The 12,692-nt window shown below is 50.0% G+C and carries 12 protein-coding genes; 7 read left to right on the top strand and 5 right to left on the bottom strand.

From position 1 onward, the window contains the following. The first annotated feature begins 22 nt into the window (after positions 1 to 22). The 7 genes from DLD99_RS20380 to DLD99_RS20350 all read left to right on the top strand — a co-directional run bounded on the left by DLD99_RS20380 (position 23) and on the right by DLD99_RS20350 (position 8,130). Positions 23 to 943 (top strand): glycosyltransferase, encoded by a 921-nt coding sequence (locus DLD99_RS20380; RefSeq protein ID WP_114884647.1) that lies wholly within the window; start codon positions 23 to 25, stop codon positions 941 to 943. 5 nt (positions 944 to 948) lie between these two features. Continuing rightward, positions 949 to 1,929: a UDP-glucose 4-epimerase family protein gene (locus tag DLD99_RS20375; protein ID WP_114886756.1), complete on the top strand. Its 981-nt coding sequence runs from the start codon at positions 949 to 951 to the stop codon at positions 1,927 to 1,929. Between the two features lie 172 nt (positions 1,930 to 2,101). Then, positions 2,102 to 3,358 (top strand): glycosyltransferase, encoded by a 1,257-nt coding sequence (locus DLD99_RS20370; protein WP_114884645.1) that lies wholly within the window; start codon positions 2,102 to 2,104, stop codon positions 3,356 to 3,358. 77 nt (positions 3,359 to 3,435) lie between these two features. Beyond that, positions 3,436 to 4,689: a glycosyltransferase gene (locus DLD99_RS29155; RefSeq protein ID WP_208647501.1), complete on the top strand. Its 1,254-nt coding sequence runs from the start codon at positions 3,436 to 3,438 to the stop codon at positions 4,687 to 4,689. 78 nt (positions 4,690 to 4,767) lie between these two features. After that, entirely contained in the window at positions 4,768 to 5,688 is a 921-nt protein-coding gene (locus DLD99_RS20360) for a glycosyltransferase family 2 protein (protein ID WP_114884642.1), read from the top strand. 106 nt (positions 5,689 to 5,794) lie between these two features. Further along, complete coding sequence (locus DLD99_RS20355) at positions 5,795 to 6,646, top strand: class I SAM-dependent methyltransferase (protein WP_114884639.1); 852 nt, start codon at positions 5,795 to 5,797, stop codon at positions 6,644 to 6,646. A 323-nt stretch (positions 6,647 to 6,969) separates the two neighbouring features. Continuing rightward, positions 6,970 to 8,130, top strand: a complete 1,161-nt coding sequence (locus DLD99_RS20350; RefSeq protein WP_114884637.1) for an acyltransferase family protein — start codon at positions 6,970 to 6,972, stop codon at positions 8,128 to 8,130. 131 nt (positions 8,131 to 8,261) lie between these two features. Here DLD99_RS20350 and DLD99_RS20345 read toward each other — a convergent pair whose 3' ends face one another. From DLD99_RS20345 to DLD99_RS20325, 5 genes are read right to left on the bottom strand one after another with little or no spacing between them, the layout of a single operon-like run. Continuing rightward, positions 8,262 to 8,948 (bottom strand): metallophosphoesterase family protein, encoded by a 687-nt coding sequence (locus DLD99_RS20345; RefSeq protein ID WP_162803504.1) that lies wholly within the window; start codon positions 8,946 to 8,948, stop codon positions 8,262 to 8,264. 41 nt (positions 8,949 to 8,989) lie between these two features. Further along, a complete protein-coding gene (locus tag DLD99_RS20340) occupies positions 8,990 to 9,970 on the bottom strand; it encodes an ATP-grasp domain-containing protein (RefSeq protein WP_114884633.1) in 981 nt (326 codons plus the stop codon). 8 nt (positions 9,971 to 9,978) lie between these two features. After that, positions 9,979 to 10,800: an NAD-dependent epimerase/dehydratase family protein gene (locus tag DLD99_RS20335; RefSeq protein ID WP_114884631.1), complete on the bottom strand. Its 822-nt coding sequence runs from the start codon at positions 10,798 to 10,800 to the stop codon at positions 9,979 to 9,981. Between the two features lie 2 nt (positions 10,801 to 10,802). Beyond that, on the bottom strand, positions 10,803 to 11,939 hold the full coding sequence (locus DLD99_RS20330) for a DegT/DnrJ/EryC1/StrS family aminotransferase (protein WP_114884629.1): 1,137 nt from the start codon (positions 11,937 to 11,939) through the stop codon (positions 10,803 to 10,805). A 4-nt stretch (positions 11,940 to 11,943) separates the two neighbouring features. Then, positions 11,944 to 12,687, bottom strand: a complete 744-nt coding sequence (locus DLD99_RS20325; protein WP_167443784.1) for an ABC transporter ATP-binding protein — start codon at positions 12,685 to 12,687, stop codon at positions 11,944 to 11,946. Positions 12,688 to 12,692 lie beyond the last annotated feature (5 nt).

The following is a 12,692-nucleotide window of genomic DNA, read 5'->3' as shown; positions in this document are numbered from 1 at the left end:
AATCCGTGCAAGCAGGAACGGCATGCCAGTAGAACATCCGAAGGTTGCAGTTTTACTGGCTGCCTACAATGGAACACCGTGGATTGAGGAGCAACTTTCCTCAATTCTCAATCAATCAGCAGTTAATGTAACTGTTTACATCAGTATTGATCCCTCTTCAGACGGTACGGAAGCGCTGTGCCGAGCTTACGCCGCTGAGCATTCCGGTGTGGTGATCCTCCCTGAATCCGGACGATTTGGCGGTGCATCGCGCAACTTCTTCAGACTCATCCGCGATGTCGACTTCGATAACTTCGACTTCATTGCCTTTTCGGATCAGGATGACGTCTGGCATTCGAACAAGCTGCTTCGTGCAACTCAAAGCATTGCAGAACAACGCGTAGATGCGTACTCCAGTAACGTCACTGCGTTCTGGCCTGATGGCAAGACTGTCCTCCTGGACAAAGCGCAGCCACAGGTCGATCTGGACTATTTGTTCGAGGCTGCCGGGCCGGGCTGTACTTACGTGATGAGTAACGCGCTGGCGGGCTCGTTAAAGGCTTCAATGCTTGCGAACTGGCAGCAACTGCAAGGCGTCAGCCTGCACGACTGGTATTGCTATGCCTATGCACGAAGCAACGGTTATCGCTGGTATATCGATCCAGGGGCATCTATGGATTATCGCCAGCACGAGCGTAATCAAGTCGGCGCCAATACTGGTCTTCGTCCATTGATTACCCGCTATAAAACCATCCATGACGGCTGGTGGTTCAGTCAGGTTGAACTCATCGCAACGTTGGTGACGCCAGAGCGGGCGTCATCATTCATCCGTGGTAGGCAGTTGCGTGGGATGCAACTGGTCAAACTTTCCTTCAGGGCCTGGCAATGCAGGCGTCGGGTAAGGGATAAGGTCTTCTTCTTCTTTATCTGTTGGGCTAGCGCATTGTTGGGGAGCAAGTCTTGAGCATCGTGCCAAAACCGAGCATTTTTGTGTCCGGTGCCAGCGGTTTTGTCGGGCAGCGGCTGGTCATGCGCCTGTTGCTCGATAAAAAATACACGCCTATCGCTGCCACGCGCCGTGCTACCCAATTGCAGGGATTATGCCCCACTGTGTCTTTTGACATGGATAACCCGAGTCACCGGCCTGATTTGAATGGCGTGGATGTAGTTGTTCATTCCGCCGCGCGAGTGCATGTGATGAATGAGCTTGCCGAGGACGCCCTCGCTGAGTATCGCAAGGTCAATGTGGAAGGGACCTTGCGACTGGCGAAGCAGGCAGCAGAGGCAGGGGTGCGGCGCTTCATTTTTATCAGTTCGATCAAGGTCAATGGAGAAAGCACGCTCCCTGGGAAACCGTTCAGCGCGGATGATATGCCTGCTCCCCAAGACCCTTACGGGGTCTCCAAGTACGAGGCCGAGCAAGCACTGAAGCAACTGGCACTCGAGACTTCAATGGAGCTTGTGATCATTCGTCCTCCACTGGTCTATGGACCTGGAGTCAAAGCCAATTTTCTGAACATGTTGCGCTGGCTCGACAGAGGGGTTCCGCTGCCGTTAGGTGGCATACGCAACCAGCGAAGTCTGGTTGCGCTTGGTAATCTGGTGGATTTTATCGTCACGTGTATCAATCATCCTGCAGCAGCCAATCAGACATTTCTGGTTAGCGATGGTCGGGACCTCTCCACACCTCAGTTATTGAACAGCCTGGCGAATGCTTTGGATAAGCGATCCCGGCTGATTGCCTTGCCAGAGTGGCTGATACTCTCTATGGCGACGCTGCTGGGCAAACAAGCGGTTGCAAGTCGGGTCTGCGGCTCTCTGCAGGTTGACATCTCCAAGAACTATGAGTTACTGGGGTGGACTCCACCGATTCACTCGGATCGAGCCATGCGTCAGACGGCCATTCACTATCAGGAAAACATTGGTAAAGCACCGTGCCTGAAACCCTGAAGATTCTGGATTCTCATTCTTCGGTGCCGCAGGCGCGAATGGCGCTCTATGGATGTAACGCACGATTGATGACGGGAATGTTTTGAATGTGAAGCTTTGATTGAGTCTCGCGGCGCGCGGCGGGATACTTCGGATTAACGGTTTAGACTATTTTTACTACTATGGATTATGTATGTCATTCAGCAAAATAAATTTCTGGATTGAAGGTGATATTTCGACCACAAGGATTGTATCGCGCCTGCTGAATGATGTGAGTGGTGAAGGTAATTGCGATACCCGACTGCTAAGCACTGTGGGTTGGTCGTCCCTCGTCAGTGGTGTCAATATTTTTTGCCGGAGTTGTGATCCAAGATACGCCTGGTTGCCGACGTACTTGCGCGAGCATGGTATTCCCTATGCGTATTATCTCGATGACAATTTCTGGAAAATCACCGGCTCGGGAGAGTTGGCACGCTATTATAAATCGGCAGAAGTCGTCATGTCGCTCGACGCTTTTGTTGAGAACGCCAGTTTCGTGATTACGCACAATAAAACATTTGCCGAATTTATCAATCGAAGATTTCCCGATGTGAAGTGTGAGTTGTTGCCTGTCCCTTTTGACACTTCGCTGATTCGTAAAATTGCAAAAAAACTTGCAGTAAAACCTGCGAGAGACGCCGTGGTCGGGTACGCCGGTGGCTATAAGGAAGAAGAGTTTGCGCTGCTTCAGGAAGTGGTTGAGCAGTTAGGGAAAGAGCGGCCGGAAATCCGCTTTGAGTTCATCGGTGGTGTTTCCGATGAATTGCGCAGCTTGAATAATGTGCAGTGGTTCCCCGGCTTTTCGGACTATTCCCAATTTCTTGAATTCAAAATGGCGCGAAACTGGAGTGTCGGGTTGGCGCCGTTGATGGAAAGCCAGTTCAACGCTTCCAAGACGAACAATAAGTTCAGAGAGTACGGTGGTTGCGGGATATCCGCCATCTATAGCAATACGACGCCCTATGTCGAATGCGTAGTGTCGGAGCGCTCCGGTCTGTTGGTTGATAACAATGTCGCCGATTGGGTGGAGGCTATCAAGCGTCTCGTTGATAATCCTCAATTACGCGAAACGATAAAGGAAGAGTCCTTCAAATATGTCGAATTGAACCATTCGCATGAGTCGATTATTCCAGCCTGGCGCGAGGCTCTCGACAGAATTTCTCATGACTCTGAACGCTTGATGTCTTCCAGAATTAGATTCAACTATGTAAAACATTTCCATTTGAGCGGCATGTCACGCGTCGCCAAGAGAATGGAAGGCGCTACTGCGACTTCGATATATGGATTTGTATTGAAAGGAAAATTGAAGTCGCTCTTGAACAGGGCTCCTGTTCGAAAACTGATAAAAGCCTTTGCTTTTGTAGCGCTGATCGCTGCCGGTTTGTACCTCCTGAAGGCGGGCATAATGTGAGGAAAAAAACTGTTTTGATCGTCTGTAATGATGTCGTCGGGCTAAAAATGGCCGGGCCGGCAATCAGATGTGTGGAAATGGCAAAAGTTCTCTCACAAAACTTTGACGTTAAATTATATGCGCCGAAAGTTCAGCCGTTGGTTGACGTATTGTTCGAAACAAAACAATTCTCGGACGCGGGTTTCAAGTCGACAGCAGAAAATGCGGATTTTCTGATAGTTCAAGGTGACGCTTTAAGATCACATCCTTTTTTAAAGGAATTAAAAGGTTGCCTTGTGGTAGACCTTTATTGCCCGGTCCCACTTGAATATCATCAGGCCTCCGAGGGTGTAAGCCTTGATGTAAGAGGAATGACCAGCAATTTTTTATGCGACGTGCTGCTTGAGCAACTCGTGTACGGAGATCATTTCCTGTGTGCCAGTGAAAAACAGCGAGAATTCTGGCTGGGTGCACTGACATTGGCCGGACGAGTCAACGCAGATCGTTGGCCGCAGGCGAGTCATGCCGATGTTTCCGACCTGATATCGCTGCTGCCATTTGGATTGTCGTCGCAGCGGCCGGCGGCAACCCGGCGAGCGATACGTTCAACCTTCAATATCCCTGCAGATGATTTTGTTCTTGTATGGGGAGGTGGGTTGTATCAATGGTTTGATCCATTGACGCCCATCAAGGCGGTCCATCGCCTGGTTTCGGAAGGTGCACGAGTGCATCTCGTGTTCATTGGGGTTAAACATCCAAATGCCAGCATTGCACAGCATGATATGTGTGCTTGTGCGGTCGATCTGGCCACCGAGCTCGGGCTGATCGATAAATTTGTCCACTTCAATTTTGGCTGGGTGGACTATGACGATCGCCATAATTTTCTACTTGATGCAGATGCCGGTATAAGCTCTCACTTTGATAACCCTGAAACGCGCTTCTCGTTTCGAACCCGGATGCTGGATTATCTCTGGTGCGACTTGCCGATCATCGCGACACAAGGCGATGTGTTCGGTGATTCTCTGATTCCCCTAGGGACGGGAATATCCGTCGGTTTTGAAGACCTTGAGGGCTGGGTTCAGGCTATAACGATCTTGATGACTGATAAAAGCGAGCGTCAAAAATACCAGGAAAATGTTCGTAACTATTCAAAAGGCTTTCGCTGGGACTCTGTAGTACATCCTTTGCTTGAGAGGCTTGAGACAATGACTGTTGCGCCTGATCGATCACTGGTCCGGTCGCACTACGTGAGCGCCAATCAATCAACAGGTTTTTTCTTTCGTTTGCGACGTCGTTATGCTTCAGGCGGAGTTCTATCGATTTTTGCGGCTATATGGAGACGTTTGCGCTAAGTGAGGGGTTCCAGGATTGAGGTCGTGTAGTTTGACGTTCCGTAACTATATAAATGGGCATGAGCAGTCGAGTTTTATATGAAAAATCAAGTCCCATCTGTATGTGCAGTGATCATTACGTTCTTTCCAGATCTGGGCAACTTGAGGAATTTGGTCGAATCGTTAAGCGCACAGGTCGATAGCATCGTTATTGTGGACAATGGGTCGTCGGATTCGATGGAGCTTTTTGTCAGCAAGTTAAGCATTGAAAACAAACCTGTTGTTCTTGGTCTCGGTGAAAATCTGGGTATCGGTCATGCGCAGAACGTTGGTATTGAATATGCCAAGACTTCCGGTGCAGCCTATGTCGTGCTGTTTGATCAGGATAGCTGCCCCGAGAAGAATATGGTTGTGAAGCTGCTTTCGGCAGCGAGGGAGTTGGAGTCATCGGGTGTACCTTTGGCAGCGGTGGCGCCAGGTTACAAAGACTTCGACGGCGGCAGATTGTCCAGTTTTGTACGTATCGGGTATTTCGGTTTTTCTCGAATAGATTGTGCCCCTGACAGCAAAGTCGTCGAGGCAGACTTTCTAATTTCCTCCGGGTCACTGATTCCCCTTTCGGCAATCGCCAAGGTTGGGGGCGTGGATGCGAGCCTGTTTATCGATCATGTCGACACTGAATGGTGTATGCGCGCGAAGTCTATGGGGCTCAAGCTGTTTGGCGTAAACGACGCAATCATGCTGCATTCGTTGGGTGATCGAAGAGCCAGATTCTGGTTTCTTCGTTGGCGAACCGTTCCGTACCATTCTCCTTTCCGTTATTACTATATGTTCCGTAATAGCATTCTGCTTCAGAAAAGATCCTATATGCCGCTTCGCTGGAAAATAGCCGATCTTGTACGATGCCTGAGAGCGCTGGTTTTTTTTGGTATTTTTTCTTCGGATCGAATGGCGTGCGTTAAGATGATGCTCCGTGGTACGCGAGATGGTATAGCCGGTATCACTGGCAAAATGAAATGAATGCTGTCAAGGGCGCCTGGTGATTCGGGTGTGTAAGGTAAGTGCTGGCATCGTGATCTAGGTGTGTAGCGCTTAGAGTCATATCAAATATGAGTAGGTTTTATTTATGGTAGTTCTTGATATTGGCTGTGGAAGGAAAAAAATCACCGGAGCGATCGGCATCGATTTTTCTGCGATGAGCGATGCCGATATCACGCTTGATCTCAATAAGGAACGCCTTCCGTTTGAGGACAGCAGTGTCGATTTCATTTTTTCATCGCATACCCTGGAGCATTTGACGATCGAAGGCTTTCTTCATGTTATGGAGGAGTGCTATCGAGTTTTGAAGCCAGCGGGTCAACTCAAGATCGTTGTTCCCTATTTTACAACCACGGCTAACCTGGCCAATCCATTTCACAATAACAACATCTGTTTCAACGAACATACGTTTCGGTTCTTTTCCTCTGATTCGGAAACCGATGCAATGGCGAAGCACGAGTATGCATCACCCAGTTGCCCGCATTGGGGCCTGAGATACTCTGCGAACAGTGAAATCGGTATTGAATTCAAGACCTTGTCTGTATCCTATTTCTACTTTCCAGAATATGTGGACTCTTCTGATGAAGAGAAATTTTTGGCGCGCTCCTCGAAAATGAACGTGGTAGATCAGATCGCCTATTCCCTGGAAGCGGTCAAACCGTGTCCTGTGCGTCCTGAAACAGGTCCTGTCGGGACCAAGGATGACCCTTTCGCATTTGTTGAGCAGCAACTCCAACACATCAATAATCAGATCGCCTATCTTTTAGCAAGAGAGGTGGATGAGTCAGAACTCCGTACTGCGAAGCGTGTAGTGACCACTACAAGAAAAGACGGAAGTATTTTCAGTGTTGACGGGGTTCTGACGCCAGTCAACTTTCTGGTTTATGAACTTGATGCCGTCATTCAGGATCTTCGTCGCAAGATTGATGCTCTTGGGTAGTCGAGCGAAGACGCTGCGATCAGCTGTCTAGCAACTCCAGGTCCCGACAAAATGCTGACAGTTTTAGTGAGCAGGGTGTCGGGATTTTTATGCGTCCGTTTGTATTAGACCAAATGAACCGCTCGCCGAGGATCTTGTCGTTAGGTAGGTATCCGCCTTTTTGCCTGGGTTCAGGACAAGGGTCGTGGTGGTGAGACGTCGCCCCTCCCGACCACTCCTGCAGAGACAGGGCTTCGTCGGAAGATGGAGGGTTTTGTTCATACGGCGTCCAGCGCGACGGTACAATTCATAAACTATTTAGCCAAGCAAGAGGATTGTCTGCGATGGGTTATATCAAGGAGCACTGGGGCTATTTGACCGGTGTGGGTGCGTATCCGGGTGTCGATTGTTTACGGGCAATGGCGGTTGCGCTTGTAGTTCTCTACCACTTTCATTTGTTTCCTGTCGGCTGGGTCGGCGTAGACATTTTTTTTGTGCTGAGTGGCTTTTTGATCGGTGGAATTATTCTCGATAAAACGACATCAGGTCGTTTCGATTTTGTCGAATTTTACAAAAAGAGAGCTTTACGAATACTTCCAATTTATTATTTTATAATGCTTTTGTGTTTTGTATTGAAAGCGGGTGGGGTGTTCGACTTTATAGCTGTAAAAAGCATGATTTCGGGTATGTTGTTTCTGCAGACAACGGGGCCTTACTTCTTTCCGGGCTATTTCAATATCAATGAGGCTTACATTCCTGGGGGATCGTGGAGCCTGGTCATTGAGGAGATGTTCTATCTGATTGCCCCATTGGCGATTGTCTTGGTTTCTTATCTTTCGGGTAAAAAACCATGGCCGATGCTGGTTGCGCTGGTGGTTGCTTATCTTTCAGGTATTGCAGTACGAGCGGCAATGACATCGGGTTTTGCGCCCGATGATTCCAGTTGGTACTTCGCAAGCTTTATTCAGTTCCATTCTCGATATGATGAACTGGCGGTCGGTGTCCTGGCGGCGGCTTACTTGAGGTTTGCCCGTGACGTAAGATCGCAATCCGCGTGGTGGATCTCAGCGGCAATTATTCTGAGTTTTCTTTTCCTTGTGTATATCTATGGAAAGCCAGCGTTTCTTGAGAAGCCCTTCCTGATAACGCGAGATACCCTCTGGCTGCCTACGCTCTTGGGTGCAATAGGTGCTTGTTTCGTGCTCGGTGCTTACTGGGTACCTCTACAAGCAAAGCCCATTGTGTTGCTTGCCAGGTTGTCGTATCCGCTTTACCTGGTTCATATATTATTCCTTGAAATAACCAATAGATACGTCGGTAGCGGTTTGCTCAGGTGGATGGCTGATACATTTACCGAACATGGCTTGTCTGTAATCCGGATAACAATCTGTGTTTTTCTTTCTTATCTTGTTTCCTTGTTGGTGGAATATCCATTTATCAGGATGTACAAGAAGAAAGATAACAAGAGGGTAAGCGAGGACGGGATGGAAGTGGCTCCCGTGTAGGCCGGTTTCTCGGCTGTGACATTCTGCTCGTGGGGCAGTGTGTGGTCGAGGCGGATCGCGACTTGTACGGGGAACCTGGCCGGGAAGGATGAGCCTCCTCCTCGGCCAAGCTATCTTGAGATGCTGAGTGTTTACGCGGTTCTTGACAGGATTTCGATCATGGCTTCTTGAATGCCTGCTTCTCGAAGTCTGTTTTTATAGGCATCGATATCATAATTTGCTCTGAAGAACTCTACAGTTCTTGAGTGCGCATCGATTGATGCGTAACACGCTCCGGGAATTCTGTCCCTGGCCTGGCCTACAGAACCCGGGTTGACGATGATTCCGGCTCCGGCTGGCCGTTGCATTGGATGGTGTGTGTGTCCGAGCACCAGGTAGTCCATTGCGTCGGGCCAGGCAAAACCTATCTCCGTATCCTTGTAGATGTACTCTTCAGCGTTATGCGGGCTTCCGTGCGCTACATACATGGCTGTATCGACAGGCGTGCTTTTTTCATCGGTTGAAAAGCGCAGCTCCAGAGCGTCCGGGAGTGACGAAAGCCACTTCAGGTTCTCATCGGTCAGCGATTCTCGAGTGTTCTGTATTCTGTACTTCGACTCTCGGCTATCGGAATAGCTGAGTTCGCCCAGTACGTATTTGTCATGATTACCTTTGATGCAATGTACTTTGCGTTCTCGTAGTAACTGGCAAACCTCGTTCGGCTCGGTGTAGTAGCCCAGGAGGTCGCCAGCGCAAACGATATCCGCCGAGAGCGGTATTGAGTCCAATACCGCTTGCAGGGCGGGGAGGTTGGCGTGTACATCGGCAATGATGTACACGGACTCTCCACGATAAGGTAACAGCAAGGGGAGGCTGCTCATTATTCGAAGTACAGCTCTTCGTAGTAACGCAGGAATCGGCCAGACTGGGCAATCTTCCAGCCCTTGAAAGGTTCTTGTTTGACGATGTTGTATACAAAGGCTGCGCACGAGTTGTAGCCGTAGTATGCCTTGGAGGCCTCGGTGGAACTCAGGCGACCATTGATTTCAAACAATACGGGGCCGGTTTCTGTCTGGATCAACTGAACGTTGAAGTGGCCAAAGTCCAAGCCTTCTTCAATCAATGCATTGCCGATATTGGTCAGATAAGAGGAAATGCTTTCATCCAGGACGATTTCACCATAGGAGGTGGCGCCGTCCGGCGTCAGTGTTCTCTTGAAAATGATATGGTTGATTTCTTTGGTGTAACGGTCCACGTAGCAACCGCAAGTATACTCATTGCCTGTCAACAGTTCCTGGACCAGGAAGGAATCAACTTTGATGTTTTCTTCCGCGATCAGCTTCTTGGCTTCAGCGAGCCCGGAAACCTTGTAGATGCTGCGAGAAGAGGAACTATGATTCGGTTTGATTACAATGGGACCGGAGATGTTGCCAGACTCCAGGTACTCATTCAGCGAACTGGTTTTTGGTACTCTGATGCCATGACGCCCCAGTACGGCTGACGTGGAGACCTTGTCCATGCAGATGTCAGTGATGTTTGAGGAGAGCGTTGCGGCTCGCAGTGTTTCATCGCGATAGTTGGCTACCGCCGCCAACTCGTGCTGGGTGCCGGAGAACACAATTTGAATGTCGTGCTCTTTTACATAGTTTCGCAGGTGGCTGTGGTACTCGGGGGATGCCGCCAGAGGAAATATAGGCGTCTTGACTACAGGTGCTGAGGGCAGGGAAAAAAAGCGCCCGGCACCCAGCTCTTCACTGTTGGCGAAGTGGATGTTCAGAGGCTCGCCAAAATCGTGAAATGCCAAGGCCTTGTAAATGCTCTGTCCCATTACAGAGCCCGCACCGGTAATCAGAATATTCATGTTCTATGTTAAACCTGTAAATTGATTTCTTCGACATAGCCAGCGAAAGCACTTTTGAAAGAGCTCCACTGAGGGGCATAGCCTGGCAGGATTGTCGGCTGCATGGTTCTGACATCAAAAGCCGACAAATCAGTTTCTATGTGTTTGTTGATGACTTCCAGCCCGGTCATTTCGGCTGCCAGCGCCACGATTTCAGCAATGCTGGCAGAGTCCGGGTAGCCAGTGTTCAGAACACGTGTTGTCGATGCCAGATCAAATCCGTCTGTCGCAATCCATTTCAGTAATTGGACCAGTTCAGTGATGTGGACATACGTGCGTCTTTTGAGGCCTGCACCGTACTGAGCGAGACTGCTCTTCTGGCGGATGCCTTGCTCGATCGCCTTGAAGAAGTTTCCGTGTTTCTGGCCTACGCCAAAGACATCGGCAATTCTTACCGAGACAAAGGGGACTCTGATCAGATCTTCAAACAGTTTTTCGCCGAAGACCTTGGAGGCAGAGTAGTAATCGTTGCAGCGCAGCTTATCGCCAGTGCGGCAGTTCAAGGCGTAGGGGTAGACATTGTTGGTGGAAGCGTAGATCAAGCCACGATGTTTTTCGTTGACCTGTTCCAGTACCAGCGTGTCGATGAGGGTGTTTTCAGAAAGTGCGCTGCTTGTATTGTTCATGTTTGCCGCAAGATGAACAATCAAAGAGCCAGCTGGAAGTTGAGTAAATTCAGTCTCAACAAAATCTGGAGTCTCGAAAGACTCCAGAAATTTGCTTCCGACATATCCGGTTGATCCGGTTACCGCAATGCGGTAACCGGCTGAATATTTGCATCGGAGATTCATGGTCAGAGACCCGTTCTGACTACTTTCTTCAGGGTCTCTACGATGAACTCTACGTCATTCTTGGTGACGCCCATGTGCATCGGCAGAGAGATCAGCTCATTGCTGGCCTTGTGTGCGGCAGGGCATTTGCCGGCACCCGAGTTGTACAGGCGGTATTCGGTGTTGTCGCGATAGTGCACGCCTGGGTAGATCTCGTGCTCATTCATGGCCATCAGTACTTCATCGCGTTTTGCAACGCGAACCTGGAACAGGTGGCGGGACGATTCGCAGCCTGGCGAAACCAGAACCGGCTCGATCAGTGTTTCGCCTTCCAGGGCTTCCAGGTACCAGTCGGCCAGTTGGCGGCGATAGGCGTTGTCGCGGTCAAGGTACTTCAGGGAGACCAGGCCGATGGCGGCCATGATGGAGTTGCCGTGATATTTGAAGCCCAGCTCTTCCACGTCGTACTTCCATTTGTAGGCACCCTGGCTGGCGGTGCGTGCAAATGTGTCCTTGTTGATCCCGAGCCATGCCAGCTTGCGTGCACGTTCGTCGTCTTCCTTGTCGCGGAAGCAGATCATCCCGGAGTCGGCGGTTGCCAGGTTTTTTACGGCCTGGAAGCTGAATACAGTAACGTCTGCGTCGTGGCCAACGTGCTTGCCGTCAACGCGGGTGCCTGCCATGTGAGCTGCGTCCAGAACGACCTTGATGTCGCGATCCTTGCACAGCTTGAGCACTTTTTCGTACTGGCCGACGTTACCGCCCAGGCCGACGAAGATGATTGCCTTGGTCTTGTCGGTGATCTTGCGCTCTACATCGACCGGGTCAAGGCAGAGGTATTGGTCCACATCAGCGAAAACCGGGGTGAGCTCCGCTTGGATGATCGCGTGGTTGGTCGATACGAAGGTCAGCGGAGTGGTGATGACTTCGGCATCGTCGCCCCAGCCATACTTCGTCTTCATCATGTGGAATGCCAGGTGCAGACCAACCGTGTTGGAACTCAGGAAATGCGCATGCGGCAGGCCTGTGTAGGTTTTCCAGGCCTCTTCCATTTCGACAGTCTTGAAGCCCAGACCGGTCCAGCCTTTTTCCAGGCATTCGCGGATGCCTTCAAGGCATTCGTCGACTCGGAAATTTGGAACAAAAAGTTGCGTTGCCACAGTATCACCCCGCGTGATTATTCAAATATTTGTTAATAACGACATCTGGCTCGCCATCCTCGACGATGCTGCCATGATCGATCCAGATAACTCTATTGCACAGCCTGCGTAGCAAGTCGGGCTGATGGGATACGAATACCATGATGCTAGAGCTATCAATGAAATCATGCATGCGTGCCAGAGCCTTATCGATGAATTCTGCATCACCACCGGCAAAAAGTTCATCGAGAATAAGAATGTCTGGATGAACGGCGGTGGCGATAGCAAAAGCCAGGCGCATGTACATCCCTGTGGAGTAGTACTTCACCGGGGTGTCAATGAACTCGGCCAAACCCGTGAATTCAATGATCTCGGGTTCGATCTTTTTGAGCATGGACTTGCTGTAGCCGAGAATCGCGCCATTGAGGTAGATGTTCTCACGGCCGCTCAGCTCAACGTTGAAGCCTGCTCCAATTTCCAGCAGAGGGGCAATTCGGCCATTGACCGTTACAGATCCCTCTGTCGCGCAGTAAATGCCACAAATGGCTTTCAGCAGCGTACTTTTTCCTGCTCCATTGTGACCCACAATCCCGATCCGGTCGCCGTGAACGATTTCGAGATTGAAGTTTTTCAGTGCGCGGAATTCCGTGTATTTGCTTTTGTTGTGGCGCTTCAGCAACCCAGCAAAGAATTCCTTCAGCGACTGGCCTTTGTCATGGTACAGACGGAAGTTTAGATTTAGATCTTTTATCGAGATACTTGAGTTCATATCGA

Source organism: Pseudomonas kribbensis (assembly GCF_003352185.1).
GTDB lineage: Bacteria > Pseudomonadota > Gammaproteobacteria > Pseudomonadales > Pseudomonadaceae > Aquipseudomonas > Aquipseudomonas kribbensis.
This window is presented reverse-complemented; position numbering and strand designations above follow the sequence as displayed.

Coding starts and splice junctions, on each gene's coding strand:
- DLD99_RS20335 (WP_114884631.1), bottom strand. CDS start 10,800: ATGAATCTCCGATGCAAATATTCAGCCGGTTACCGCATTGCGGTAACC.
- DLD99_RS29155 (WP_208647501.1), top strand. CDS start 3,436: ATGGCAAAAGTTCTCTCACAAAACTTTGACGTTAAATTATATGCGCCG.
- DLD99_RS20355 (WP_114884639.1), top strand. CDS start 5,795: ATGGTAGTTCTTGATATTGGCTGTGGAAGGAAAAAAATCACCGGAGCG.
- DLD99_RS20350 (WP_114884637.1), top strand. CDS start 6,970: ATGGGTTATATCAAGGAGCACTGGGGCTATTTGACCGGTGTGGGTGCG.
- DLD99_RS20380 (WP_114884647.1), top strand. CDS start 23: ATGCCAGTAGAACATCCGAAGGTTGCAGTTTTACTGGCTGCCTACAAT.
- DLD99_RS20370 (WP_114884645.1), top strand. CDS start 2,102: ATGTCATTCAGCAAAATAAATTTCTGGATTGAAGGTGATATTTCGACC.
- DLD99_RS20340 (WP_114884633.1), bottom strand. CDS start 9,970: ATGAATATTCTGATTACCGGTGCGGGCTCTGTAATGGGACAGAGCATT.
- DLD99_RS20360 (WP_114884642.1), top strand. CDS start 4,768: ATGAAAAATCAAGTCCCATCTGTATGTGCAGTGATCATTACGTTCTTT.
- DLD99_RS20325 (WP_167443784.1), bottom strand. CDS start 12,687: ATGAACTCAAGTATCTCGATAAAAGATCTAAATCTAAACTTCCGTCTG.